Raw genomic sequence first — 26,166 nt, forward strand, 5'->3', positions numbered from 1 at the left:
TGCCACAGATTTAAAGGATTAAATGATTTTTAAATCTTTGTCTTGTTCGCCACGAATTACACAAATTAGCACAAATTAATTCGTGTAATTTCGTGGCAAAAAAATCAAGGAAAATCATTTTAATCTGTGGCAAAAAAAAAAAGACGCACTACTGTGCGCCTCTACCAATCCAACCGGAATTGGAATTTGGAATTTAAAAAATTGGAATTTTATAAAAAAATAGCAGCATATAAAAAAATGAGAGTATTTAAATTTGGTGGCGCATCTGTTAAAGACGCTGATGGAATTAAAAACGTATACGACGTTTTACAAAAAGTAGGATATGAAGATGTAATTTTGGTCGTTTCGGCGATGGGGAAAACTACAAATGCTCTTGAAGTTGTTATCAAGAATTATTTTGATAAATCGACAGAGTTAAATTCATCTGTAGAGGAAATAAAAAAATATCACAATCAAATATTATTAGATTTATTTGAAGATGAAAAACAGGAGGTTTTTACTGCGGTAAGCGCTCAGTTTTCAGAATTAGAATATTTCTTAGCGCATAATAAATCGCCAAATTATAATTTTGTTTATGATCAGATTGTAAGTTTTGGAGAATTAATTTCGACTACAATCTTAAGTCATTATATGAATTACAGAGGTATTCAGACGCAATGGCTTGATGTTCGTAATTTTATTAAAACAAATGCGAATTACAGAGATGCCGAAGTAGATTGGGAAATTACGCAACAACTTATTGGTAAAAATGTAAAACGTAAAATATTAAATATTACGCAAGGATTTTTAGGTGCTGACGCAAATAACTTTACTACAACTCTAGGTCGTGAAGGTTCTGATTATACTGCGGGAATTTTTGCTTATTGCTTAAATGCTGAAAGTGTTACTATCTGGAAAGATGTTCCGGGAGTTATGAACGCCGATCCCCGTTATTTTGAAAATGCAAGTTTGCTAAACCAAATTTCGTATCGTGAAGCAATTGAACTGGCTTTTTATGGCGCAACCGTAATTCACCCAAAAACATTACAGCCTTTACAGAAAAAAGAAATTCCGTTGTATGTAAAATCGTTTATCAACCCATTATTAAAAGGAACCTGCGTTTCTAAAGGTGCTGATTTAGAGCCACAATATCCTTGTTTTATTGTAAAGAGAAACCAACTTTTGATTTCGCTTTCATCGATAGATTTCTCCTTTATAATGGAGGAAAATATTAGTGAGATCTTCGGGCTTTTTCATCAGTTTAAACTAAAAGTAAACCTGATTCAAAACTCGGCAATTAGTTTTTCTGTTTGTGTGGAGGATAAATTTGAAAATTTCAACGAATTGAATGCAATTCTATCAAAAAAGTTCAAGGTAGATTATAACGAAAATGTGACTTTATATACAATTCGTCACTTTACAGAACAAGCTGCATCAACGGTTGAAGAAAATAAAGTGGTTTTACTAAAACAAGTAAGCCGTGAAACAATGCAAATCGTTACTAAAGAGATGAACTAAATCTTTTTTATTAGGTTAATTATACAATTCAAACATATTTAAAAGAAGCTTCACTTATTGGTGAGGCTTTTTTTTGTTTGCATAAAATTTAAACCTTATTCAAATTAAAAGATCATTACTCTATTTTCGCATAAGACTTTATTCACTTTGGTTGTAAATTTAAAGAAATATAATTTTAATAATTGATCGACAAACAATGAATGATTCTGCCTTTACTGCAACACTTGTTATTATAATAATCGCATTGGGTTACAGATTTTTAAACAAAAAAGAATAACTATTTAACGCTTTGAGACAAGTTGAAAATATTTTTTAAAAAACCTCTAATAATGTAACCCCATTAAATGAAAAAACAGAATCTACAATTTAAAAATGGCTATACTTTATTATTTGTATATATCCTCTGGATTTGCAGGTTATAATATCTACAGATATTTACAAACTAATAATTATTATTTTTTATTTAGTTTTAGTGCTTCGGGAATGTTACTTGCAATAGGAAGCCTTATTTAGTGAAATATATTTTTAATATTTTATGTCTTAAACAAAATTTTATTACTAATCTAAAATTTAAAGACAAGTTCATTCAAATTTATTAGTTCAAATTATGAAAATTAAAAAAAACGTATTATTAATTGTACTTGTTCTTTCCTTATTCTTTTTAGGTCTTAATTTAAGCTGGCTATTTGAAAAAGAAAATTTAAACAGCATCACTTTTTCCGATTTTAAATACAGCATTGGATCTTTTTTATCATCCCTAGCTCTTTTTATGTCCTATATCGCAGCGTTAAAAGAAGAAATTAAAAAATAATAACTTTAAAAATTAATCTTATCTATAACTAAAATTATTATTCCTTCATGAATAATAATTTTAAATATCAGGCACAACGTTTTTACCTATTTGAAAATGGAAATATAATACTCAACAGTAAATTTCAACTGCAAGAAGTAGAGCTTAAAAGTTATCGGGATTATTAGGAGTAATTCCGCAGGAAATCACAATTTTCAATGGAAACGTAATTGATAATATTTTACTAGGATGTAATGAAACATCACAAAATATATTACATTTTATTCACGAATATGATTTTGAAATTTACTTCAATCAATTACCACAAGGATTATCAACGATTCTAGGAGAAGAGGAAATCAATCTGAGTGGAGGTCAAAAGCAAATTATTGCTTTGGCAAGAGTTTTATATAAGAAACCACAATTTCTAATTCTTGATGAGGCAACATCAGCAATGGATAGAAATACTGAAAATTTTACTATGAAATTGTTTCAAAAAATTAAACCAAATTGTGCTATTTTATTTATTTCGCACCGTTTAAATATGTTAAAAAACTCAGCAGATGTAACTTATATTTTAGAAAACAAAACTATTAAAGAATGGGGAAATCATGAAAAACTGATGCAAACTTCTAATTTTTATAGTGACTATTGGAAAGAACATCGTTAATTATTGTTCTCACACCTTCCCTCTCTTCTTCAAATCCTTAATTACTTTTCTTAGTTCTTTTATCTTTTCTTCATATTGTTCAATTATATCCTCAGATAACTGGTAAATTGTTTCTCCGGAAGATATATTTTTCTGACCATCTAAATGAAATAATTCTTCGGGTGTTATTTCAAAAATTGTACATATTTTTAAAATGTGACTTGCCCATGAATGACTTTCTCCGCTTTCTATTCTGGCGTAAGCAGATTGTGAAATACAAAGATAATCTGCCACTTGTTCTTGTGACAAATTTTTTATTTTCCGAAGTTCCTTAAGTTTATTACCAACAACAATATTCATAATGAGCAAAATTTTTCCTTACAAAGCTATAGAGGACAGTTTTATAAAAATATACTCACAAAAATGCCATTATTTTTAGTTATAAAAAAACTATTATGATTACTTATTCAAATTACCCGATAAACGCATAATACAAATACTTACAAATTGGTAATTTAGGCATGCCAAAAACAAACCACTAAAAAGTCATGATTAATTCTGCATTACTCTTATCTCTTCTTGTGATTATTATTGCGTTGGGATATAAATTCAGTAAAAAGTATCCGTAATGTACAATAACAAACCTACCAAAGAAACGCAAAATGAATGGCGTAATAACCCAAACTACTGGATTTGGGGATTTTTCTATTTTAACCCGAAAGACATTAGATTATTTCCTCCAAAAAGGATAAAAGAATTGGGATGGACAATTAATTTCGCTCATCCAAATTCTGTAGTTATGTTCATTTTTATAATTGCAATTATTCTTATTATTCGATAATTATTCTAAAAAATCCTGTTCAAAAAAAAGCGATTTGCTTAATTAATTTATTCTATCTCTTAACATGAAATTCTTTATATTCAAATATAGTATGGCAATTATTAGCTGTCTTTATTTAGCTTACTTTTTTTATAACTCTCATCAAATTGACAATTTGATAAAAATGGGAACTTCAATGGCATTGGCGCTTTCAATTTCCGTATCAATGTACCATCAGATAAGGAGCAGAAAATAGCTCGCAGATAAACATTTAAGACTCAAATCTCAGACTTAAGATTTCCGGATTATAAATACTACTTTTGATTTTTTAGAGTTAAAGTATTTATGTTGAAAAAATTACTGTTTTTAACGGTTTTAATCTGGTATTCCGGGCTTCAGGCACAGGAAACGGAATCCTCGTATAAAACCAAAAAAGTAATTGTAACGCGTGACACGATTCATCTGGAAGAATTTAGTATTAATTCGAGTTTTTTCGAAATTTTAAATACTAAAAATGAGATTCTTGATTCTACTTTTTATAAGATTGATTTCCAAAAAGGAACTTTGATCTTAAACGAAAAATCAGGTTCAATTTCTGATACTTTAATTGTAAATTATTTAAAATACCCGGATTTTCTAACTAAAGAATACAGTTTTTACAAATCAGATCAAGTTGTTACAAATGATGTTGGTTCTGAAAAACTCTACAAAATAGAAAATACAGCTATAAAAAAAGTCGCGCCTTTTGATGGTTTGAATACTTCCGGAAGTATCACGCGCGGTCTTACGGTTGGGAATAATCAAAACACGGTTTTAAATTCTAATTTAGATTTACAGATTACCGGAAAAATATCAGATAAAATTAGTTTGCGGGCCTCACTTCAGGACAGTAATATTCCGTTACAGGATGGCGGTTATTCACAAAAACTCGATCAGTTTGATAATATTTTCATGGAACTTTTTAGCGATAACTGGAACATTCGTGCCGGTGATGTTTTTTTAGAAAACCGAAAAACTCAATTTCTAAATTTCAATAAAAAAGTTCAGGGACTTTCAACGAGTTTTAATTTTGGAACTGATGAAAGTAAAACTAATATTTTTGCTTCGGTTGCTTTTGTAAAAGGACAATATGCTAAAAGTACGTTTACCGGTCAGGAAGGAAATCAGGGTCCGTATAAATTAAAAGGACAAAATGGCGAATTGTATGTTCTGGTTATTTCAGGATCTGAGCGTGTTTATATAAATGGTGTTTTGCTGAAACGTGGTGAAAACAATGATTATGTAATTGATTATAATGCCGGAGAAATCACTTTCACTTCGCTTTTTACAATTACTTCTGAAATGCGAATTAACGTTGAATACCAATATTCTGAACGAAATTACAATAGATTAGTTACATATGCGGGTGCAACGCACGAAAATAAAAGCTGGAGTTTTGGCGGTTATATCTATTCTGAAAATGATATGAAAAATCAACCTTTGCAGCAAAATCTTTCTACAGAACAAGTTCAGATTTTAAGTCAGGCGGGAGATAATCCTAATTTAATGAAAGCACCATCTGCTTATGAAGATGCTTATGCAGATAATAAAATATTGTATAAAAAGATATCCGTTAATTCGGTTGAAGCTTATGAATATTCAAATGATGCGAGCAACGTATTATACAATGTAAAGTTTAGTCTTGTTGGAAATAATCTGGGAAATTACATCATTCAGAATAATAATTCGGTAGAACGCATTTATGAATATATCGCGCCAATTAATGGAATTTCGCAAGGAAATTATGAACCTCTTGTCAATTTGGTTGCGCCAATAAAACTTCAGGTTGCAACTTTTTTAGGAAAATATAATCCTGACGAAAAAACTTTGGTTGACTTTGAACTTGCAATAAGTAACAATGATAAAAATTTATTTTCGAAAATTGACGACGGCGACAATGGCGGAATTGCGCTTAAAACTAATATTAAAAAACGCCTTTTTACAAAGAATTGGACTTTAGATGCTTTTGCTAATTATCAATTTGTTCAGGAAGATTTCAGGTCTGTTGAACGATTGTTTAATATCGAATTTAACCGGGACTGGAATTTGAACGAAACCCTTTTGGGCAATCAAAGTTTAATAGCTACAGGATTAAATTTTGATTTATTTGCAAAAAAGGAAACGTCAAACATTGGTTTATTTACTTATCAATTTGAGAAATTAGATTATTCCGAAAGTTATTCCGGAGCGAGACATACTACAACTGCAATTTTCAAATTAAAACAATGGACGATTGAAAATCAAGGCAGTTTTTTGAATAGCGATGCGACAAGTTCTACTTCAAAATTTATTAGAAATCAAACAAGAACGAAATATCATTTTGGCAAAAACTGGATTGGCGCGAGTATGCAAATCGAGGACAATCAGCAAAAAAACAAAGTAACTAATCAGTTTTCGGCTTTAAGCCAAAGATTCACAGAATATGGTACTTTTATCGGTCGCGGAGACAGTACAAATGTTTTTGTTGAAATTGGGTATTTGCAACGTCGAAATGATAGTTTACAAAACGGATTATTACAACATGTAAACAATTCGCAAACCTATTATTTAAGATCGAAACTGATTCAGAATAAAACAACTGATTTAGCCGTTTATGCAAGTTATCGTAATTTAGATTTCACGGATTCATCCCGAAAAAATGAACCTTCATTGAATTCGAGAATACTTTATAATGATCGGTTTTTTAATCAATTCATGCAAATTGGTTCGGCTTATGAAACCAGTTCGGGAACTATTGCGCAACAGGAATTCACCTATATTGAAGTTCCTACGGGACAAGGCGTTTATACCTGGAATGATTATAACGGTAACGGAATTCAGGAATTGAATGAATTTGAAATCGCTGCTTTTGCAGATCAGGCGAGATATGTCCGGATCTTTTTACCGAATCAGATTTATATTAAAACAAATCAGAATAAATTTTCGCAATCCGTTGCTTTGAATCCGTTACAATGGCAAAATAAAACCGGTTTCACAAAAATAGCTTCTTACTTTTACAATCAGACTTCGTTTATTATGGATCGAAAAGTGAAAAGTCAGGGCGAGCGTTTAGAACTGAATCCGTTTGATTCATCTGAAGAAAATATTTTGGGATTAAATTCGAGTTTTAGAAATAGTTTGTACTACAATCGCGGCAAACAAAAACATTCTGTAACGTATACTTATCTTATTAATAAAGGTAAAAATCTGCTTTCGATTGGATCACAAAATGTCAAAAACAGTTCGAATCAATTGCAATACACGCATTTGTATCAAAAAAGCTGGTTGTTCAACTTCTTTACAAAAACGATTAGCACTACTTTAGTTTCTGAAGATTTTGTCGAAAAAAACTATGATTTAAAAGGATATCAGGTGGCTCCAAAAATTAGTTATCTGTTTTCTAAAAACACAAGTTTAGATTTCTTTTATGAATTTCAGAATAAGGAAAATCAGATTGGTAATTTCGAAACTTTGGTTCAAAACAGGATTGGAACTTCGTTTTCATTTGCCGGTGAGAAAAAAGTAACCTTAAACGGAGAGTTTTCTTTTTACCAAAATAAATTTACAGGAAACGAATTTTCATCTGTAGGATTTCAAATGCTTGAAGGACTTCAGCAAGGACAAAATTTAGTCTGGAAATTACTTTTACAGAAGAATATCACACAGTTTTTAGATGTAAATGTGAACTATCAGGGACGCAAAAGTGAGACCGGATCTGTTGTTCATACAGGTAATATTCAGCTTCGCGCTTATTTTTAATACTTTACGAAAAACGTATTAATAAATTGATTAATTTTAATTGAAATTTAAACATGTAACCTTATGAAAAAATTATTATTACTTTGTTTTATGGTTGTTTTGTCCTCTAATTTCTATGCTCAGGAAACTACTGTAAAAGATACGAAGAGCAAAACAGAAACTGCTGCTAAAAAGAAAAAAGCAACTGCTGACAAAGCGGCAACAGATGCTAAAAAAGAAGCAACAAAATCAAAAAAAGCAGCGAAAGATGCAACTGACGCTTCGACAACAGCAAAAAAAGAAAGTGCCACAGCAACTAAAAAAGCTGCCGACAAAGAAGCGGCTAAAGCAAAAAGCGATGCAACTAAAGCTTCTAAAAAAGCAACCGCAGCAGCAGATGGTACAAAAGCTGACGTAAAAAAAGCTGATGCAGCTGCTAAAACAGCTAAAAAAGATGCTACAACTACTAAAACATTAAAGGAAACTACTGAAAAAGCTCCAAAAGTAGCGGATAAAGTTACCGGAGAATATAATGGTAAAAAAGTATATACGGGACCAAAAGGTGGTAAATACTACATTAATAAAAACGGAAACAAAACGTACATTCAGGAATAGCGAAAGGTACTAAGGCGCTAAGGAACTAAGGTTCTAAGATGCTTAGATTATAAGGTATAAACTTTGAAGCCGAACTTACGTTCGGCTTTTTATTTTTGCAGGCAAAAAACTTAGAATCTTAGAATCTTTGCACCTTAGAACCTTAAAAAATATAGACTTAATAATTTAGTAATATGTGCGAAATATCATAAAAAACATATTTGTCTATCTTCGTTTTTAAAAAGCGTTAAACTATGAGCATTGACTATTCTGCGAACAAAACAATTTTAGTTGCTCCATTAAACTGGGGATTAGGCCATGCCACGAGATGTATCCCTATTATAAAAGCGCTTCAGGAAAATAATTATATTCCCATAATAGCTTCTGATGGTGTTGCATTGGCGTTATTACGAAAAGAATTTCCATATATTCAAACGCTGGAATTGCCTTCTTATCATATTGAATATGCCAAGAATGCGAAAAACTTTAAATGGAAACTGATTAAAAACCTGCCTAAAATGATTGTCGCTATTCTTGACGAGAAAAAAATGGTAAAAAGCTGGATCAAAAAACATAGTATTGACGGTATCATTTCAGATAATCGTTTGGGTGTTTTTAGCAAAAAAGTTCCTTCGGTATTTATGACGCATCAATTGAATGTCATGACGGGAAATACGACTTGGTTTACGAGTAAATGCCATCAACATATTATAAAAAAATATACAGAATGCTGGGTTCCTGATACTAATGACGCTACAAATTTAACGGGTGAACTTGGACATCTTAAAACTAATGATCTTAATTTAAAATATATTGGTCCTTTGAGCAGAATGCGTAAAAAGGAAACGCCAAAATTATATGATTTGATGATTATTTTATCCGGACCGGAACCTCAACGTACTTTTTTAGATGACAAACTTCAAAAGCAAATTACTGAATATGATGGTAAAGTTGTCTTTGTACAAGGTATTGTAGAGAAAGTGCAAACTAAATGGCAAGCCGGAAATGTGACGTATTATAATTTCATGAACACTAAACAACTGGAACAAACTTTTAACGAAAGTGATTTTGTTTTGTGCCGTTCCGGTTATACGACCGTAATGGATTTGGCTAAATTAGGCAAAAAAGCTTTTTTTATTCCAACTCCGGGACAATATGAGCAAGAATATTTAGCCGTGAAACTTCAGCAAGAAAACTTAGTACCGTACGCAATGCAAGACGACTTTACTATTGAAGATCTTTCAAAAGTAAAGTCGTTTAAAGGTTTAACTCAGTTTAACGAAGATATCGACTGGGATTCTTTGTTTACCGTTTTTGAAGATAATACAACAAGATAATTGAACGCGGATCACACGGATTGCTAAAGCAAAACGCGGATAAAAACGGATTTTTTAAAGTATAACTATAAATTATATCTGAAAAAATCCGTTTTTATCCGCGTCTTCGCGAAAGCGAATCAGTTTTATCCGTGTCCTATTTTTAAAAATTAAACTGTGCCTGTAATCGTAACAAATTTCCTTGTTGACGATTAATTGGAAGCACGCTATCTTCAAAAGTACGATCTGCAATTACATATTCTGCTGTAAATTCAAAGGCTTTGAAGGGCTGCCATTCTATGCCAATTTCATAATCGCGAACGACGTAACTTCTGGCATCTTTCTCATATTTTTTTCCTCCGTCATAATATTGAAATTTGGCGAAAGGGTAAATATGCTGTTTTTTTATATCTAATTTATAATTCAACAAAACATAACCTCCATTTAAATCCGTTTCGTCAACCGTATTTGTTACTTTATTGTATCGAGGTCCTGTACCAATATTATATTCGGTTTGAATCCCAAAAGGCCTCGGATATAAAACAAAAGTTGCGCCTACTCTTTGGTCTTTTATATATTGCGGATCATTTACTTTTACTCCTGGTGAAATTTCGCCTGTAAAAGCCCATTTTCCTGTATATGCCTGAATTCCGGGTTCGATAATCTGACTTCCTATTACAAACGGATATGTTACTCTGGCAACAACATTAAGATCTCTGTTACCATCAAGTTTATTGGCAATTTGCCCATTGTAAACTCCAAAGGCAAAAACTCCAAAATCGCCTGAACCTTTGTAGCCATCTTTTACTAACATGGCAAAACGCTCTCTGATTTCGGCTGGAGCCCAATAAAAGAATAATCCTAAATCACGTTCATTTAATATGGCACTATTCATGGCATCGTTACGATCTAAAGCCAATCGCTGCGAACTTGATTGCATGTTTTCAAAACCATAAGGAATTTTACTTTGCCCAACACGCACGCGATATTCCTTTTTCTTATCAAAAGAAAGGTCGAAATATAAATCACGAATCTGAACAAAATTCTGGATTCCAGTACTTGGCGAACTGGCAAAATCCGGTTGGAAATAGAAAAACACATTTGGATGTACCTGACCTGAAAACACTAAACGCGCACGACGGATAAAAAGTCCGTTATTTGATTTTGCATCTGGTTCTGTAGAAGTTGTTCCCCATGATTTATCACATTGTTCGCAGGAAACTTTATCATTTGTAGAGAATAAACCATTGTAACGTATTTGTGCATAACCTCTTAAGGAAATTTTGTCGTACCAATGTTCTTCACCGCTAACTCCGGATTTTGTATCCGGAAGTTTTGCTTTGTTGATGGAATCTAAAATACGCATTACTTCGTTTTTTACATCCTGTTTATTCAAATCCTGAGCGTTTGCTGCAAAATTTATCAGCAATAAAATGGCAACTAATTTTGTTTTCATCATCTTTTCTGTAATATCCCTTAATTTCAGGATACAAAGATGTAGCATCAATGTTAAGAAATCATTAACAAGATGTTACTATAATAAAAATTTAATGTTACCAACTTCAGGCGTAAATTGCTTAATTGTTAAAACGCCATATTTTACGGGACTTTACAAATATCAGGTTACAATTTTTTAACCTCAGCTTTTTGTGCTTTAAATGCTTTTTCGAGTGTAAACGAAAATTCAGAACCAATTCCGAATTCACTTTCTACATATACTTTCTCTTTATGAGCTTCGATAATGTGTTTTACAATTGCTAATCCTAAACCAGAACCGCCTTCAGAACGGGTTCCGCTTTTATCAACTCTGTAAAAACGTTCAAAAAGTCTTGGTATATTTTGTTTCTCTACGCCTTCTCCATTATCACTAATACGAATCAGAACTTTTTTCTTGGTTAAATTTACAACTCCAACTTCGGTTAAACCGCCGTCTTTACCATATTTAACGGAGTTTACAAGCAGATTTTCTAAAACTTGCTGGATTCTGTCCTGATCTCCACGCACGATAATCGATTGCACATTTTTACTTTCAAATGCCAGTTTGATTTTCTTTTTATCAGCTTTCATTTCTAATAAATCAAAAACATTCTGAATCAATTCCACGATATTAAAATCGGTTATATTTAAATCTAAATCACCTGATTCTAATTTGGTAATCATATCTAAATCTTCAACGATATAAATTAGTCGTTCAACTCCTTTTTCGGCACGTTTTAAATATTTTTTTCGGATCGTTTTATCGTCCATTGCTCCATCTAATAAAGTAGAAACATAACCCTGAACGGTAAATAAAGGTGTTTTAAGTTCGTGCGAAACGTTGCCTAAAAACTCTCTTCGGTATTGTTCCCGAATTTCAAGCATTTCGATTTCCAGCTTTTTATCTGTTGCAAACTTTTTTACTTCGCGTGAAAGCGTTTCCATATCCGTAGTTATGGGCTGATTGATAAGTGTTGAAGATTCTAATAATGAAACATCATCGTAGATTTTTTTAACTCGTCGATAAATAAAGCGTTCTACCCGATATTGTACAACCAGAAATGAGAAAATATAAATCGAAATAATAAATATTATTCCAAATGCAACTTGATGTTTTAATTGATTTTTATAGAATAAGTTCATCAATATCAACACAAATCCTGTCCCGAAAAGACTGATATATAATGCTGATTTTACAGCAAACTTGTATGTTTTTTTAAAATTAATTTTCATTGAAATTATTTAACCATTAAGAGATTATTTTTTACCATATAAGTGATATAAGTTCATTTAAAAGTAAAGCTTATTCTCTATATAAATAATATGAATTTAAAAAGTTCATCTTTATCAAAGTGTTGAGTTTTGACAAAGATGAACTTAATATTGTATTACAAAAGTACGCCCTATAATTTAAATGAACTTATATAACTTATATGGTTCAAATTTTTACTGACTTTTAAACTTCAAATTTATAACCAACACCTTTGATGGTTTTAAAAAGCTCTTCTCCTATTTTTTCTCGTAGTTTTCTAATGTGAACATCAATTGTTCGTCCTCCTACTACAACTTCATTACCCCAAACTTTATCCAAGATTTCGTCTCTTTTAAAAACTTTACCGGGTTTTGAAGCTAATAAATAAAATAATTCGAATTCTTTTCTTGGTAAAGCAATTTCGACATTGCCTTTAATGATCTTGTATTCTTCGCGATTAATCTCGATTCCGCCTACATTTAAGGTATCGCTAACAACTTCTTGTTCTTTTAACCTTCTTAACAAAGCCTTTACTTTGCTTACCAATAATTTTGGTTTTATTGGTTTTGTGATATAATCATCTGCACCTGCATCAAAACCAGCTACTTGTGAGTAATCTTCGCTTCTTGCTGTCAAGAATGTTATGATAACATTATTTAATTCAGGAATTTTTCTGATGTGTTCGCAAGCTTCCATTCCATCCATTTCGGCCATCATCACATCCATAATAATTAGGTCCGGCAATTCTTTTTGAGCCTTTGCGATAGCTTCTTTTCCATTTGAAGCCGTTACAATTTGATAGCCTTCCTGAGCAAGGTTATAGCCAACGATTTCTAAGATATCTGGTTCATCGTCAACTAATAAAATCTTGGTTTGTGTTTTTTTCATAAATAGCAAAAATTGAGATTTTTACATCAAATTTTTTTCATTATACATTCGATGTTTTTTATTTCACAGCGTAAATATACTAACAAAACAACTGTTAAAAATTACGGTTAACGGTAATTTAATGTGGTAACAATTTGATAATCTACAAGACACAAAAACATAACAAGTGCCTAACATGAACTTTACACAGCGTTTCTTTCTTTGCACAAAAATAAATTAAACACAACACTGAAATGAAATTCAATTTAAAATTTCTATTTATCACATTATTTATCTGTACGATTTCGATCGCGCAAACCAAAGGTACGATTTCTGGTGTATTAACCGACAAAGAAACCAACAATGAAGTTTTACCTTTTGCAAATGTTTTACTTAAAGGTACAAACATTAGCGCAAACACTGACATTGACGGAAAATATTCGTTAAGTGTAAATCCGGGAAATTATATTATTATTTTTAGTTTCGTAGGATATGAATCTGTAGAACAACCGGTAATAGTTAAAGCAAACGAAACTATTACTGTTAATCAAGTACTTTCATCAGGAGGTTATACATTAAAAGATGTTGTTGTAAAATCGACTGCAAACAAAGAAAAAGAAACCGCATTATTACTAGATCAAAAAAATGCTGTTGTTATCAAACAAAGTATTGGCGCGCAGGAAATGTCAAGAAAAGGCGTTAGTGATGTAGAGGAAGGTTTAACTAAAATTACCGGAATTAGCAAAGTAGATTCCCGTGGAATATTTGTACGTGGACTGGAAGACCGATATAATAATTTATTGATTAATGATTTGGCTGCACCAACAAACAGCCCATTCACTAAAATTATTGCTTTGGATTTGTTCCCAACGAATATTGTTGGAGTAATTGATGTGTACAAAACATTTAATCCAAATATATATGGTGATTTTGCCGGAGGTACTTTCAATATTCAAACTTCAAAGCCAACAAAAAGTATTACGAAGATAACTGTTGGAGCAGGTTATACAACCGGAAACAGCTTTAAAGATTTCTTATTATCAAATGATGCAGATACAGCAACAGGCTTTTTGGGATTTAATGGTAAAGACAGACAATTACCAAGTTTTCTTGGCAGTCAGGCAACGAGACAAACTTTCACAACTGACCAGGCTTTAAACTCAGTAAGTAACGATAAAGGTTTTAATGTAAATGAAACTAAAAGTCCTTTAAATACAAGTATCAACCTTTTGCATGCCGAGAAATTCGATTTGAATAATAATCAAGTTTTCTCGTACCTGCTTTCTATAAATTACGACAATAATTTTTCAATAAGAGAAGGAGTTGACAGAACTATCGATTTACAGTCTTCCGGATCTAAATATGTAAACAATTTTATCACCACTGATTATCGTTTCAAAACCACAAACTCAGCATTAGTTGGTTTAAACTACAGCAATGACAGGCTTAAGTTATCGTTCAACACATTATACATCAGAACTAACTTAAACTCTATAAAAGATCAGTATGGACCATCAGGAGGGACAGCTGCTGAAAATGGATTTATCCGTACCAATCAATTAGACAAAAGTGATTATTTGAATGCCCAATTATTAGGGGAATACGCAATAACCAAAGACAAAAACCAGACTATTAAAGCTGGAGCTTCATTTGCTACTACAAAATATGAGCAGCCAGATAGAAAGTTTTTCTCTGGTCTTAAAGAAGGCGATGATATGATAAGCGCTTCTTATGGAGCAAATAATTTCCTGCGTCAATATTTGACTGTCGATGGTAATTCTTTTTATTCAGCATTAGTAGAGTATAATTTGAAATTCGGAAAAAATGACAAACAAAACAAATTAACCGTTGGATATAATGGCAACGGATCTAAGATGGAATCTTCATACCGTTTTGTTTCAAGTACCGGTAATGATGGTTTTACTTCAAGCATAAATAATATAGATACTCAAATAACCAACGACATTTTAGCGAATAAAATGACTTTTAGCGAAAACTCTAATGCTACTTACAAAGTTAAACTTGACGAAATGGCTAATGCAGGGTATGCTAATTTGTTTTTAAAATTTGGGGAGAAACTTGAAGTAAACGCAGGAATTCGATTTGAAAGCACTCTTAAAGAAACGCATTACAGACCACTAGGTTCTTTTGATGCTGCTTTCAAAATATTAAAGTATGATAATGCCTATTTTTTACCATCAGTAAATCTTAAGTATTTGCTGACTGACAGCGCTAACATTCGTTTTGCAGCAAGCAAAACATACACCAAACCAGTTATTATGGAGGCTTTCCCTATATCTTTCATCAATGCTGACGGAACTTCAACTCAAGGAAATTCAATTTTGAAAAACAGCGACAATTACAATGCTGACTTAAAATATGAACTGTTCCCAACGAGTAAAGAAATGATTGCTGTTGGAATATTTGGAAAACACCTTATCAATCCAATTGAAAAAACTTTCATCTCAAACGCAACAACAGGAACAGTTACTACTTTTCTAAATTCTGAAAGTGCCAACGTATTTGGAATAGAAGCTGAATTACTTGTTGGTTTAGAAAGAATCAGCGAAAACTTAGATAATTTTTCATGGGGATTAAATGCTACTTTGATGTCATCAAAAGTTACTGTAAGCCCAACTTTTGAATCTATCGATGAGGACGGGGTAATTACCGTAAAACCTTCCATTGAAACGCATCAATCAAGATCACTGCAGGGAGCATCAAACTGGTTAGTAAATTCAGATTTAAAATATGAATTTAATTTAGGAAAAGACATGACAAATACTATGTCTCTTGTTTATGGTGTTTTTGGAAAAAGAATATATGCTGTAGGAACCAATGGACAAGACAATATCTATGAGTTGCCTGTACAGCAATTGGATTTTGTATGGGGAAGCAAACTTTCTGAGCACTTTGATGTGAAGTTCACTGCCGATAACATTTTGAATTCATGGAGAAAACGTGAATTTGGAAACGAAGGAACTATAAAAGTAGATGAATCCTCTTTACTAGCAAACAGCTATAAAAAAGGAGTTGGTTTCTCTGTAAAACTAGGATATACTTTTTAGTACCCATCCAAATAAATATAAAAATGAAAGCTCCAGATATCTGGAGCTTTTTTTTATTTATACATCCTTGAAAAAAACTCATAGCATTTTTCTGATATTTAAATGTCTTTTATGTAACCATAATGTAATACCTACATAACATGTTGTAAAAATTATCCTGCTAATTTTATCTGGAATTTTAAACAACAACTTATGAAAAATGTAAAATTACTATTTATGATGTCTCTGCTTTTTTTGGCAGAAATTGGATTTTCTCAAAATTATGTTACCTACAGTCCTATATCAAAAACAATTGATGTTAATTCAGGAGTAGAAGGAACCGTTGACGTGTTGGTCAATTGTTATGGAAGCACAAGCGAATCTGTATTTCTTAATGCAATGCAATCATGTGCAAATAATGACGGTATACTTTCAACAAGCTATACAAATGGAAGTATACTAACACCTGGGCAAAGTACCACCATAAGATACAAGTTTAAAAAAACAGTGACCGCAAATACTCAAATTGCTTATAAGTTTTCTACAGATGGCAGCTGTTTTCAGGATGAATCTAAAATGATTAAAATTACTGTTAACTACAAAGCTGCACCAGCTACTGCTATAACTAATAATACTATCTCAGGCAATCAAAACATTTATGAAGGCCAATCTGCCAGTATAATAAGTGGATCTACTCCGTCAGGTGGCAATGGAACTTTTACTTATTCATGGCAAAAAAAGGTTGGAAGTGGTTCATGGACTATTATTTCAGGTGCCACTAGCACTAGTTACTCACCAGGTATTCCTGTCGCAACAACATCATATCGTCGAAATGTTTCATCAGCAACCTTTTCAAGTGTAAGTAATGAAGTAACTGTTACGGTTATTCCTGTTCCAATTATACAAAATAATATAATCACAATTAATGGAACAAGCGTTGATGGTAGTTCTCCTACGGGAGGAACAGGAAGCTATACCTATACTTGGGGTATTCTTGATGAAGATGGAGACTTTAGCGAACTAACTGCTGTATCATCGCAAAATGTAATATTTTCTAACCCAGCTTTTAAAAACTATATCAATTCGCCTAAAACTTTTCAACTAACAAGAATTGTATATTCAGGAACTATACGTTCATTTAGTAATTATGTTGTAATGCCACATAATTCTGACATACAAAACAACACTCTTTCAATAAATAACAACCAAGTAATAGGAAGCATCCCCACGGGAGGAATTGGTGGCTACACCTATACTTGGGGTATCCTTGATGAAGATGGAGACTTTAGCGAACTAACTGCTATATCATCGCAAAATGTAATGTTTTCTGACCCTGCTTTTACTAACTATATCAATTCACCTAAAACTTTTAAACTAACAAGAATTGTATATTCAGGAACTACACGTTCATTTAGTAATTATGTTGTAATGCCGCATAACTCTGGATTAAGTCTTAATAGTATGACAGTATCTACTGTTTATCCAAATCCTACATCAGACTCAGTAAATTTCACAACAAGTTCTTCCAGTAATCAAGAAATGGAAATCATTGTTTATTCTGAAGGATTAAGAAACGCTCAATCCGTTTTTAAAGGCACTTCCACTCCCAATCAAATTATAAAATGGAATATCCCATCAAACTATTCAAAAGGGATATACTACTATAAAGTTATATCTGGCAATAAAGAAGTTAAATCTGGAAAAATTTTATATCAATAAAATTATAATGTATTTAAAATCAAAGCTCCGAATTTTATTTGGAGCTTTTTTTATTTATAAACTATTGCAAAAAATCTCTTAACATTCTCTTCACATTTTAGTTTGTTTTTGGTAACCGTAATGTAATGTTCAGATAACACCCGAAAAAGATTATCGTTCTAATTTTGACAAAAATAAAAACACATAATAACACAACTATGAAAACTAAACTTTTTGCTTTAGCACTTGCTACAGGATTATTTTTAAATTCTTGCTCAAGTAGTGATGATCCAACTCCTGCACCTACACCTGCAACAGGCGAAATCTCAGGTACAATCACTGCAAACAAAACTTACGCTTATGGTAACTACACTTTAAAAGGAATTGTAAAAATTAACTCAGGCGTAACTGTAACTTTTGATGCAGGATCAACTATTACTATAGACAAATCTACTGGAGACAACGCATTAGTTGTTTTAAACGGTGGAAAATTAATCACAAACGGTACTGCAGAGAAACCTGTAGTATTTACAGAAAAATCAAAAGTTCCAGGATCTTGGGGGGGAATCATTATGTATGGTGATGCTCCTGTAAAAGTAGCTGGTGGAGGATCGACTTCGACATCTGAAGACGGAAATAACACAACTTACGGAGGTGCAAATGCTACTCACAATGGTGGATCATTAGTTTACACAAGAGTTGAATACGCAGGTTCAAAATTAGCTGACGGTCAAAAAGAAAACAATGGTTTTACATTTTACTCAGTAGGTTCAGGAACAACTTTAGATCACTTAGTATCTTACAAAGGTGCTGATGACGGATTCGAATTTTTTGGAGGAACTGTAAGTATGACTAATGCTATCTCTTATGGTAACTATGATGATTCATTCGACTGGCAAGATGGATGGCAAGGTCAAGCAAATACAAACTGGTATGCTTACCAAGTTGATAAAGGAAACTATGGTATGGAAATTGAAGCTTCTTCAAATGACAATGCGTTTTTTCCAAAAGTAACTAATATCACTCTAAAAAGAGCTGCAGGTACGGTTACAGAAGAACAAAAAGAAATTCAATTGGACGCTATTCAATTTAAAAAAGAAGGAAATGGAGACTACAGTAATATCGTAATCGATGGTTATGTTAGTCAAACTACGCCTACAGCATTTAATGGTGGTGTATTACAAATACTAGATAAAGTTACTTACGATCATCAAGTTGCTGGTGGAAAAATCAAATTAAACAATGTAAAAATTACTAACTCTCCTATTATCTTCATTTCAGGACAGGCTACTTTTACATTATCTGCCGCTAGCTTTCTTCCTGCAACAAACTGGTCAACTAGTACTACAGCTACCGGAGCTACATTAACTCCTGGTGCTTGGGCTACTGTTGATGGCGTGAGCTTGATCAAATAAGCATATCATATAAATTGTTAAAAACATCCTAAATATTTAGGATGTTTTTTTTTGGCGTAGTTTTTGTAATTTTTTTTGTATATATTTACACTAATCAAAATAACGCGATGGCAAAAAACTACTTTTATATTACATTCTTATTGGCTTTTTTCTTTACTATAAGTGTCTCGGCACAAGATAGTAAGCAATTACCAAAACCTCAAGATGCAACTACCATTGAGGGTTTGAGCTTGTACCCTAATCCAGTCACTAACGGAAAAGTAAATATTTCGTCTAAAAATGATTTAGAAAAAGAAATTATAATTTTTGATATTCTGGGTAAAAAAATACTTCAAACGCATTTAAGTTCGAGAGAATTAAACGTTTCAGATCTTGTTCCCGGCGTTTACATCATTAAAATAAGCGAAGAAAATGCTTCTGCAACCCGAAAGCTTATTATTCGATAAGTAAAATACAACAAAAAAAGCTCCTTTAGGAGCTTTTTTTGTTTTCAGTATCAGTCACAGTTTCCAGTTTCACTACCTATCAAAAACTGCGACTGAAAAACTGTGACTGAAAACTAAAAAGAATATCTTTGTAGAAAAAAGTTTTGATCACAGCTAACGATATATTCACAATTTCGAGTCAGAAACAATTTGAAAAAACAGCATTAAAAGTGTTTCGTTTTCAGCATGAGAATAACAAAGTATATCGTGATTTCTGCGATTTTTTAAAAGTAAATCCACAACAGGTAAAATCATTGGAACAAATTCCGTTTTTACCTATTCAGTTTTTTAAAAGTCATGATGTTGTTTCTAATAATGATCGTGCACAGGTTACTTTTACCAGCAGCGGAACAACCGGAATGATTACCAGCCGACATTTAGTGACCAATGTTTCCCTATATGAGGAAAGTTACCGCAATGGTTTTTCGCAATTCTATGGAAACATCGAAAATTATGTTGTTTTAGCCCTTTTGCCGTCTTATCTGGAACGCGATGGGTCTTCGTTAATTTATATGGTCGAAGATCTTATAAAACTATCCAATCATCCTGAAAGCGGATTCTATTTACACAATCACGACGATCTTATTAAAAAATTGACAGATCTTGATGAATCCGGGCAAAATGTTATTTTGATTGGCGTTACATATGCTTTATTAGATTTGATTGAAAAGTATCAATTTCAACTTCAGAATACCATTATTATGGAAACTGGCGGGATGAAAGGCAGACGTAAAGAAATGATTCGCGAAGAATTACACGAACAGCTTTGCAAAGGTTTTGGAGTTTCAGCCATTCATTCAGAATATGGAATGACTGAACTTTTGGGACAAGCTTACTCTTTAGGCGAAGGTGTTTTTGAATGTCCTTCATGGATGCACATTTTAGTTCGCGATCCCGAAGATGCGCTCACTTATGTAAAAGATGGAAAAACTGGCGGAATCAACGTTATTGATTTAGCTAATATCAACTCATGCTCGTTTATTGCCACGCAGGATTTGGGCAAAAAAAATCCCAACAACTCTTTTGAAGTATTGGGGCGTTTTGATAATTCTGATATTCGTGGTTGTAACCTAATGGTGTTATAGTTTAGTTTAATCGTTAAATTTATTGATTTGTTAAATCGATCAAAATCAAACAAAATCTTTAATTTTCCTCTATTGCACCAATACTTTCTATTTCATATTGGTTTGATAATTCTCTTTCTTTTTGAGATTTATGTTCGAGAAACTTATAACATCCATAACAACCCGAAGCTCCGGATAAAAGATAAAATAAATTCCATTCACCACTGTCAAAATTTTGACTTTCAACATCATAAAAACCACTAACGATTCCCACAATGACCACAACAAATACCGATAAAACAGCAACTACATAATAGGAACCTAGACCCAAAAAGAAATATTTCCATTTACTTTTACGATATTCACTAGCCAAATTGCTAAATGCTTTCCAAATCCAATACATAAAAAAAAGTCCAAGCATTTGTTTTTTTGTTTAGGCAATAAACTTAATAAAATAAAATACATCTTCCGTTTTACCTAAGATGTATTTTTTCAGCATATAAATAAAAAAATCCCAATAACTCTTTCGAACTATTGGGACGTTTTTGATATTGTATTTATTTGGCTATAATTTAATATTTATGTTTTACTAGTAAATATCTTTTTGATGTCCTAAATCAACGACATCAATTAAAAGTATATCGTCGAATATTTTATAAATAAATCTATAATCGCCTATTCTTATTCTATAACCTGGTCTTCCTTTTAACTTTTTATAACCTTTTGGTATGGGATCTTGATCTAATTCATAAATATGCTTTTTAATTGCTGAATAATAAGGCTCATTAATTTTGACTAAAACTTTCAATACCTTACTTCTAAATTCAATATTATAAGCCTTATTAATCGGCAATTTTTCGCTTTTCCTCGATAATTTTAAAAGCCTCATCAATAGAAATTCTAAAACCATCATCATTTCTCTTGGCTTCATCATACAACTTTACATCCTCTAAATCTTCCAATTTTTCCAGAAGTTTATTGTATGGCTTAATCGGTAATAAAACAGCTGTTCTATTTCCTTTTTCATCTGTTATAAATTGTGTTTTCATAATCTAAAAATACTACAGTAAAGTTAGATAATTATTTTGCTCTAATAACAAAATAATTTCTCCTTCCACTTTGTAATAACACAAACTGATCGTTGATTAAATCATTTGATGTTAATACAAAATCTTCTTTTATTTTTTCTCTGTTTACCGAAATTGAGTTCGCCGCTAAAGCACGTCTTGCTCCACCGTTTGATTTAAAAAAACCCGTTTTTTCGTTTAAAACTGTGATAATATCCAATCCGTTTTCAAGATCTGCTTTTGCAATTTCAGCTTGAGGAACACCGTCAAAAACTTCTAAAAAAGTAGTTTCATCTAATTTCTTTAAATCGTCAGCAGTAGAATTTCCAAATAAAATATTCGAAGCCTGAATTGCTTTTTCCAGTTCTTCTTCAGAATGAACAAAAATCGTAATTTCTTCAGCCAGTTTCTTTTGTAAAACTCTTAAATGCGGAGCCGTTTTGTGCTCTTCGATTAAAGCATCAATGGTTTCTTTATCCAAGAAAGTAAAGATTTTAATGTATTTCTCAGCATCAACATCTGTAGCATTTACCCAAAATTGGTAAAATTTATATACCGAAGTTTTATCGGCATCAAGCCAAACATTTCCACCTTCGGATTTCCCGAATTTAGAACCGTCTGCTTTTGTAATCAAAGGTGTTGTTAAAGCAAAGGCTTTCGCATTTTCTCCTCCCATTCTGCGCACTAATTCAGTTCCGGTAGTAATATTACCCCATTGATCAGAACCTCCCATTTGCAAAACGCAATTGTTATTTTTATATAAATGATAAAAATCGTAACCTTGAATTAATTGGTACGTAAACTCTGTAAAAGACATTCCTTCGCCTTCTCCGGCAAGTCTCTTTTTAACAGAATCTTTCGCCATCATATAATTTACCGTGATACGTTTTCCAACTTCACGTGCAAAATCAATAAACGAAAATTCTTTCATCCAGTCATAGTTGTTCACCAAAACAGGAGCATTTTCATCTTTTGAATTAAAGTCCAGAAAACGAGACAAAACACTTTTGATTCCAGCAACATTTTTAGCCAGAGTTTCTTCGTTCAGTAAATTTCTCTCATCAGATTTACCAGATGGATCACCAATCATTCCGGTTGCGCCACCAACTAAAGCGATCGCTTTATGCCCCGTTCTGTTTAAGTGAACCAATAAAATAATCTGAACCATACTACCAATATGTAGTGAATCTGCCGTTGGATCAAAACCTATATATGCCGTAGTTACTTCTTTAAGCAATTGTTCTTCCGTTCCTGGCATGCTATCATGATATAACCCGCGCCACTTTAATTCTTCAACTAGATTCTTCATTTTTAAAATAATTTGTGCAAATATAACGATTGTGAATTGCAATATCAAAAGGCAAATAACAAAAGCAATCACAATAATAAATATCATTTTAAATATTACTAAGAATAATCTACTTCCAACATAAAAACGTATTCCTTTTTAGCTATTTTTGGCGCAATCAAAAAAGACCTCATGAAAAAACTATTACTTATTGCACTCTTATTTTCTTACACTTTTATTAATGCCCAGATTTCTTTTGAAAAAGGATATTTCATTACCAATAACGGAACACGAACTGAGTGTTTTATAAAAAACCTGGAATGGAATTCCAATCCAATTGACTTTAAATACAAAATCAACATAGAAAACAACGATAGTAAAACCGAAACAATTACAAATGTTCAGGAATTTGGAATTGAGAACAACACGACGTATAAAAGAGCTAAAGTCAAAATTGACATCTCAAACAATAAAATAGAATACATTTCAACAGATAAAAATCCTATATGGAAAGACAAAACAGTCTTTTTAAAAGTATTAGTTCAAGGCGATGCTAATTTATATCAATATACAGGAGAAGATGTTTCCCGATTTTTTTACGAAACCAAAGAAAAACCTTTAGAACAACTAATACAAAAAGAATATCTTGTCAATGATGCAAACGGAGCGAAAACTGAAGAAAATAATTTTTACAAACAACAGCTTTATAATTATGTAAAAGGGGAAAACACAACACAAAATGACATAAAAAGAATACAATATAAAAAAGATCAATTGATGAAATATTTCCTGGAATATAATAATACTGAGCCTGATGCCATTAAGAAAAAAATAAATAATGAGACCAAAAACATTTATTTATTTAAAATAACGGCGGGTATAAGTAATGCATCTTTATCAATAAACAGCAGCGAATCTTCTGGATATAGAAATGCAGAATACGACACGAAAATTGGTCCAAAAATTGGCTTCGAAGCAGAATATATACTACCGTTTAACAAAAACAAATGGAGCTTATTTGTAAATCTTACTTATCAAAAATATGAAGACTCTCAAGATTACGGTATCACAAGCGGTATTGATAACGGTGTAGAATTAAAATATCCCTCAGAAGTTAAATATTCCGGAGTTCAACTTCCAGTAGGTTTGCGTCATTATTTCTTCTTGAATAACAATTCAAAAATATTTATAAATGCAGGATACGCTGTAGATATCAATGGAAAATTTACATTTAAAAGCAAACCAACCAATCTTGAAAGTAAAACAGCGGGTAATTTTATGTTTGGACTTGGTTATAATTTCAAAAATAAATTAAGTGCAGAAATCAGAATGAACACAAATAAAAACTTGCTGCGTGATTACGCTGCTTTTACATCTGACTACAGCACAATTGATTTGATGTTTTCCTATGCTATTTTTTAAAGGAGAAATCTGAAAATTGATAATTTAAAATGTCGAAAATAAAATCAAGAACTGAATTTTATTTTCGACATTTATTTTATAACTATTATTACGGCAATCAAGATGCAATATAAATATTGCGTTAAAAAAACCTTTGCAACTTTGAGCCTTTCAACCAAAAAGTTATCTTTACAAAATGGTATTAGTAACTGGAGGAACAGGTTTAGTAGGCGCGCATTTATTACTTCATTTAATTGAAAATGGAGAAAACGTTCGGGCAATTTACCCCAACCAAAATAATATCCAAAAAACAAAATCAGTTTTTGAGCTTTATAAAAAAGAGGATTTATTCGAGAAAATCAATTGGCTTGAAGCCGATATTTTAGATGTTCCTTCTTTAGAAATTGCTTTTATTGATATTGATTACGTTTATCATTGTGCGGCTTTAATTTCATTTGATCCAAAGGATGAAGAATCACTTCGAAAGACTAATATCGAAGGAACGGCTAATATTGTTAATTTTTCTATTGCTAAAGGCATAAAGAAATTTTGTTTTGTAAGTTCAATTGCAGCATTAGGAGATATTGCGCCACACGAAACTTACATTACCGAAGAAACAGACTGGAATCCGGAAAAACCCCACAGTGATTATGCTATTTCTAAATATGGTGCCGAAATGGAAGTTTGGCGCGGACTTCAGGAAGGTCTTGATGTAATTATTTTAAATCCGGGCGTGATTCTGGGACCAATTCCAACTGCAAAAATTTGCGCACAAGGAAGTGCTGAACTTTATACAAAAGTAGCTAACGGACTTTCATTCTACACACTTGGAAGCACGGGATTTATAGCAATAAATGATGTGGTTAAAATTGCGCACGAATTAATAAAAAGTGATATCAAAAACGAACGTTTTACTTTAATTGCTGATAATGTTGTTTTCGGAGACATTTTAAACACAATCGCCGATACTTTAAAGGTAAAAAGACCTACTATTCATGCGAAGCCATTATTGATGAATTTTCTCTGGATAGCAGATTTGATTTTCGCCACTTTGTTTTTCCAGAAAAGAAGAATTACAAAAGCGACTGCAAAAGCTTCTTATTCTAAAAATTTGTATTCTAATGAAAAAATAAAAACCGCTCTGGGAACGGTTTTTTTAGATGTACATCAATATATAAAAGACGTTTCGAAATTATAAAACTATTTGTTTTTTCTGGATTGAATTAACTGTTTTATTGAATCAATATTTACCTGATGTTTCAAAGGTTTTTTAACAACATCTTTTATAGAATCTTTCGGTTTGTTTTTCTTTTCTTTCGCTGCTTTTTTATCTTCAATTTTTACTACTGAATCTGTAGCTCTTTGAGTAACGGCAAGTCTTTTGCCAATTTCATCAAACATCTCCTTGTAGTTTTCATAATCAGTTGCATAATACATATTACTTCGTGCAAACTGCAAACTATCTACTTTGTATTTTTTCAGAATAAATTTAGTAGGATCGGTTTCAGTAGAATCTGCTGACAATGGATGTTGATATTTCATAGCATCTAACAGCGACAAATCATACATAATATCAACCATTTTTCCTCTCTCTATAAGTTTTGCAGGTTGTTTTACCAACTCTTTTTTACAACTTATACAAAGAAACAAAACCAATACTATTACTATAAAATTTTTCATTTCA

Annotated in this window: 24 protein-coding genes and 1 pseudogene; 16 read left to right on the forward strand and 9 right to left on the reverse strand. The window is 31.9% G+C overall.

The window, feature by feature from the left end:
* Positions 1 to 237 precede the first annotated feature (237 nt).
* From ACHZDT_RS22360 to ACHZDT_RS22380, 5 genes and pseudogenes are all read left to right on the forward strand, one after another.
* Complete coding sequence (locus ACHZDT_RS22360; RefSeq protein ID WP_394776912.1) at positions 238 to 1,497, forward strand: aspartate kinase; 1,260 nt, start codon at positions 238 to 240, stop codon at positions 1,495 to 1,497.
* A gap of 372 nt (positions 1,498 to 1,869) precedes the next feature.
* On the forward strand, positions 1,870 to 2,010 hold the full coding sequence (locus ACHZDT_RS22365; RefSeq protein ID WP_394776913.1) for a hypothetical protein: 141 nt from the start codon (positions 1,870 to 1,872) through the stop codon (positions 2,008 to 2,010).
* Between the two features lie 94 nt (positions 2,011 to 2,104).
* Complete coding sequence (locus ACHZDT_RS22370) at positions 2,105 to 2,308, forward strand: hypothetical protein (protein WP_394776914.1); 204 nt, start codon at positions 2,105 to 2,107, stop codon at positions 2,306 to 2,308.
* A gap of 217 nt (positions 2,309 to 2,525) precedes the next feature.
* Positions 2,526 to 2,678 (forward strand): annotated as a pseudogene (locus ACHZDT_RS22375) (hypothetical protein); the annotation flags it as partial.
* 3 nt (positions 2,679 to 2,681) lie between these two features.
* Positions 2,682 to 2,957, forward strand: a complete 276-nt coding sequence (locus tag ACHZDT_RS22380) for a hypothetical protein (protein WP_394776915.1) — start codon at positions 2,682 to 2,684, stop codon at positions 2,955 to 2,957.
* Positions 2,958 to 2,966: 9 nt separating this feature from the next.
* Here ACHZDT_RS22380 and ACHZDT_RS22385 read toward each other — a convergent pair whose 3' ends face one another.
* Positions 2,967 to 3,296, reverse strand: a complete 330-nt coding sequence (locus tag ACHZDT_RS22385) for a helix-turn-helix transcriptional regulator (protein ID WP_394776916.1) — start codon at positions 3,294 to 3,296, stop codon at positions 2,967 to 2,969.
* Positions 3,297 to 3,564: 268 nt separating this feature from the next.
* Between ACHZDT_RS22385 and ACHZDT_RS22390 the strand changes: the two genes are divergently transcribed.
* The 4 genes from ACHZDT_RS22390 (at position 3,565) to ACHZDT_RS22405 (ending at position 9,443) form a co-directional block, all read left to right on the forward strand.
* The gene (locus ACHZDT_RS22390) at positions 3,565 to 3,777 is read left to right on the forward strand and encodes a hypothetical protein (protein ID WP_394776917.1); all 213 of its coding nucleotides are present in this window, start codon (positions 3,565 to 3,567) and stop codon (positions 3,775 to 3,777) included.
* Between the two features lie 324 nt (positions 3,778 to 4,101).
* A complete protein-coding gene (locus tag ACHZDT_RS22395) occupies positions 4,102 to 7,533 on the forward strand; it encodes a hypothetical protein (protein ID WP_394776918.1) in 3,432 nt (1,143 codons plus the stop codon).
* A 63-nt stretch (positions 7,534 to 7,596) separates the two neighbouring features.
* Positions 7,597 to 8,127, forward strand: a complete 531-nt coding sequence (locus ACHZDT_RS22400) for a hypothetical protein (protein ID WP_394776919.1) — start codon at positions 7,597 to 7,599, stop codon at positions 8,125 to 8,127.
* A 233-nt stretch (positions 8,128 to 8,360) separates the two neighbouring features.
* Complete coding sequence (locus ACHZDT_RS22405) at positions 8,361 to 9,443, forward strand: glycosyltransferase (protein WP_394776920.1); 1,083 nt, start codon at positions 8,361 to 8,363, stop codon at positions 9,441 to 9,443.
* 142 nt (positions 9,444 to 9,585) lie between these two features.
* Here ACHZDT_RS22405 and ACHZDT_RS22410 read toward each other — a convergent pair whose 3' ends face one another.
* From ACHZDT_RS22410 to ACHZDT_RS22420, 3 genes are all read right to left on the reverse strand, one after another.
* Positions 9,586 to 10,881 (reverse strand): porin, encoded by a 1,296-nt coding sequence (locus ACHZDT_RS22410; protein WP_394776921.1) that lies wholly within the window; start codon positions 10,879 to 10,881, stop codon positions 9,586 to 9,588.
* 164 nt (positions 10,882 to 11,045) lie between these two features.
* Positions 11,046 to 12,131: a sensor histidine kinase gene (locus ACHZDT_RS22415; RefSeq protein ID WP_394776922.1), complete on the reverse strand. Its 1,086-nt coding sequence runs from the start codon at positions 12,129 to 12,131 to the stop codon at positions 11,046 to 11,048.
* Positions 12,132 to 12,354: 223 nt separating this feature from the next.
* Entirely contained in the window at positions 12,355 to 13,038 is a 684-nt protein-coding gene (locus ACHZDT_RS22420; protein ID WP_213299981.1) for a response regulator transcription factor, read from the reverse strand.
* A gap of 233 nt (positions 13,039 to 13,271) precedes the next feature.
* Between ACHZDT_RS22420 and ACHZDT_RS22425 the strand changes: the two genes are divergently transcribed.
* The 5 genes from ACHZDT_RS22425 (at position 13,272) to ACHZDT_RS22445 (ending at position 20,747) form a co-directional block, all read left to right on the forward strand.
* Entirely contained in the window at positions 13,272 to 16,085 is a 2,814-nt protein-coding gene (locus tag ACHZDT_RS22425; RefSeq protein WP_394776923.1) for a TonB-dependent receptor domain-containing protein, read from the forward strand.
* Between the two features lie 192 nt (positions 16,086 to 16,277).
* Positions 16,278 to 17,783 (forward strand): T9SS type A sorting domain-containing protein, encoded by a 1,506-nt coding sequence (locus ACHZDT_RS22430; RefSeq protein ID WP_394776924.1) that lies wholly within the window; start codon positions 16,278 to 16,280, stop codon positions 17,781 to 17,783.
* A gap of 197 nt (positions 17,784 to 17,980) precedes the next feature.
* Complete coding sequence (locus ACHZDT_RS22435; protein WP_394776925.1) at positions 17,981 to 19,177, forward strand: hypothetical protein; 1,197 nt, start codon at positions 17,981 to 17,983, stop codon at positions 19,175 to 19,177.
* 107 nt (positions 19,178 to 19,284) lie between these two features.
* On the forward strand, positions 19,285 to 19,623 hold the full coding sequence (locus tag ACHZDT_RS22440; protein WP_394776926.1) for a T9SS type A sorting domain-containing protein: 339 nt from the start codon (positions 19,285 to 19,287) through the stop codon (positions 19,621 to 19,623).
* 143 nt (positions 19,624 to 19,766) lie between these two features.
* Entirely contained in the window at positions 19,767 to 20,747 is a 981-nt protein-coding gene (locus tag ACHZDT_RS22445) for an acyl transferase (RefSeq protein WP_394776927.1), read from the forward strand.
* A 58-nt stretch (positions 20,748 to 20,805) separates the two neighbouring features.
* Here the strand turns inward: ACHZDT_RS22445 and ACHZDT_RS22450 are convergent, their stop codons facing one another.
* From ACHZDT_RS22450 to tyrS, 4 genes are all read right to left on the reverse strand, one after another.
* A complete protein-coding gene (locus ACHZDT_RS22450) occupies positions 20,806 to 21,147 on the reverse strand; it encodes a hypothetical protein (RefSeq protein ID WP_394776928.1) in 342 nt (113 codons plus the stop codon).
* A 168-nt stretch (positions 21,148 to 21,315) separates the two neighbouring features.
* The gene (locus ACHZDT_RS22455) at positions 21,316 to 21,660 is read right to left on the reverse strand and encodes a type II toxin-antitoxin system RelE/ParE family toxin (RefSeq protein ID WP_394776929.1); all 345 of its coding nucleotides are present in this window, start codon (positions 21,658 to 21,660) and stop codon (positions 21,316 to 21,318) included.
* A complete protein-coding gene (locus ACHZDT_RS22460; protein ID WP_394776930.1) occupies positions 21,569 to 21,775 on the reverse strand; it encodes a hypothetical protein in 207 nt (68 codons plus the stop codon). Before ACHZDT_RS22460 ends, ACHZDT_RS22455 begins: the two co-directional genes overlap by 92 nt.
* A gap of 31 nt (positions 21,776 to 21,806) precedes the next feature.
* A complete protein-coding gene (tyrS, locus tag ACHZDT_RS22465) occupies positions 21,807 to 23,102 on the reverse strand; it encodes a tyrosine--tRNA ligase (protein ID WP_394776931.1) in 1,296 nt (431 codons plus the stop codon).
* 171 nt (positions 23,103 to 23,273) lie between these two features.
* Here tyrS and ACHZDT_RS22470 point away from each other — a divergent pair, with 171 nt between their 5' ends.
* Entirely contained in the window at positions 23,274 to 24,503 is a 1,230-nt protein-coding gene (locus tag ACHZDT_RS22470; RefSeq protein WP_394776932.1) for an outer membrane beta-barrel protein, read from the forward strand.
* Positions 24,504 to 24,678: 175 nt separating this feature from the next.
* Positions 24,679 to 25,680, forward strand: coding sequence for an NAD-dependent epimerase/dehydratase family protein (locus tag ACHZDT_RS22475; RefSeq protein WP_394776933.1), 1,002 nt, complete (start codon positions 24,679 to 24,681; stop codon positions 25,678 to 25,680).
* A 2-nt stretch (positions 25,681 to 25,682) separates the two neighbouring features.
* On the opposite strand, the gene ACHZDT_RS22480 is transcribed toward ACHZDT_RS22475, so the two are convergent.
* Positions 25,683 to 26,162 (reverse strand): DUF4296 domain-containing protein, encoded by a 480-nt coding sequence (locus ACHZDT_RS22480; protein ID WP_394776934.1) that lies wholly within the window; start codon positions 26,160 to 26,162, stop codon positions 25,683 to 25,685.
* Positions 26,163 to 26,166 lie beyond the last annotated feature (4 nt).

Source organism: Flavobacterium sp., assembly GCF_043722275.1.
Taxonomy (GTDB): domain Bacteria; phylum Bacteroidota; class Bacteroidia; order Flavobacteriales; family Flavobacteriaceae; genus Flavobacterium.

Bases quoted from the DNA above. Each gene is read 5' to 3' on its own strand.
- ACHZDT_RS22360 (WP_394776912.1), top strand. From the start codon at position 238: ATGAGAGTATTTAAATTTGGTGGCGCATCTGTTAAAGACGCTGATGGA.
- ACHZDT_RS22365 (WP_394776913.1), top strand. From the start codon at position 1,870: ATGGCTATACTTTATTATTTGTATATATCCTCTGGATTTGCAGGTTAT.
- ACHZDT_RS22370 (WP_394776914.1), top strand. From the start codon at position 2,105: ATGAAAATTAAAAAAAACGTATTATTAATTGTACTTGTTCTTTCCTTA.
- ACHZDT_RS22385 (WP_394776916.1), bottom strand. From the start codon at position 3,296: ATGAATATTGTTGTTGGTAATAAACTTAAGGAACTTCGGAAAATAAAA.
- ACHZDT_RS22390 (WP_394776917.1), top strand. From the start codon at position 3,565: ATGTACAATAACAAACCTACCAAAGAAACGCAAAATGAATGGCGTAAT.
- ACHZDT_RS22395 (WP_394776918.1), top strand. From the start codon at position 4,102: ATGTTGAAAAAATTACTGTTTTTAACGGTTTTAATCTGGTATTCCGGG.
- ACHZDT_RS22400 (WP_394776919.1), top strand. From the start codon at position 7,597: ATGAAAAAATTATTATTACTTTGTTTTATGGTTGTTTTGTCCTCTAAT.
- ACHZDT_RS22405 (WP_394776920.1), top strand. From the start codon at position 8,361: ATGAGCATTGACTATTCTGCGAACAAAACAATTTTAGTTGCTCCATTA.
- ACHZDT_RS22410 (WP_394776921.1), bottom strand. From the start codon at position 10,881: ATGATGAAAACAAAATTAGTTGCCATTTTATTGCTGATAAATTTTGCA.
- ACHZDT_RS22415 (WP_394776922.1), bottom strand. From the start codon at position 12,131: ATGAAAATTAATTTTAAAAAAACATACAAGTTTGCTGTAAAATCAGCA.
- ACHZDT_RS22420 (WP_213299981.1), bottom strand. From the start codon at position 13,038: ATGAAAAAAACACAAACCAAGATTTTATTAGTTGACGATGAACCAGAT.
- ACHZDT_RS22425 (WP_394776923.1), top strand. From the start codon at position 13,272: ATGAAATTCAATTTAAAATTTCTATTTATCACATTATTTATCTGTACG.
- ACHZDT_RS22430 (WP_394776924.1), top strand. From the start codon at position 16,278: ATGAAAAATGTAAAATTACTATTTATGATGTCTCTGCTTTTTTTGGCA.
- ACHZDT_RS22435 (WP_394776925.1), top strand. From the start codon at position 17,981: ATGAAAACTAAACTTTTTGCTTTAGCACTTGCTACAGGATTATTTTTA.
- ACHZDT_RS22440 (WP_394776926.1), top strand. From the start codon at position 19,285: ATGGCAAAAAACTACTTTTATATTACATTCTTATTGGCTTTTTTCTTT.
- ACHZDT_RS22450 (WP_394776928.1), bottom strand. From the start codon at position 21,147: ATGCTTGGACTTTTTTTTATGTATTGGATTTGGAAAGCATTTAGCAAT.
- ACHZDT_RS22455 (WP_394776929.1), bottom strand. From the start codon at position 21,660: ATGATGAAGCCAAGAGAAATGATGATGGTTTTAGAATTTCTATTGATG.
- ACHZDT_RS22460 (WP_394776930.1), bottom strand. From the start codon at position 21,775: ATGAAAACACAATTTATAACAGATGAAAAAGGAAATAGAACAGCTGTT.
- tyrS (WP_394776931.1), bottom strand. From the start codon at position 23,102: ATGAAGAATCTAGTTGAAGAATTAAAGTGGCGCGGGTTATATCATGAT.
- ACHZDT_RS22470 (WP_394776932.1), top strand. From the start codon at position 23,274: ATGAAAAAACTATTACTTATTGCACTCTTATTTTCTTACACTTTTATT.
- ACHZDT_RS22475 (WP_394776933.1), top strand. From the start codon at position 24,679: ATGGTATTAGTAACTGGAGGAACAGGTTTAGTAGGCGCGCATTTATTA.
- ACHZDT_RS22480 (WP_394776934.1), bottom strand. From the start codon at position 26,162: ATGAAAAATTTTATAGTAATAGTATTGGTTTTGTTTCTTTGTATAAGT.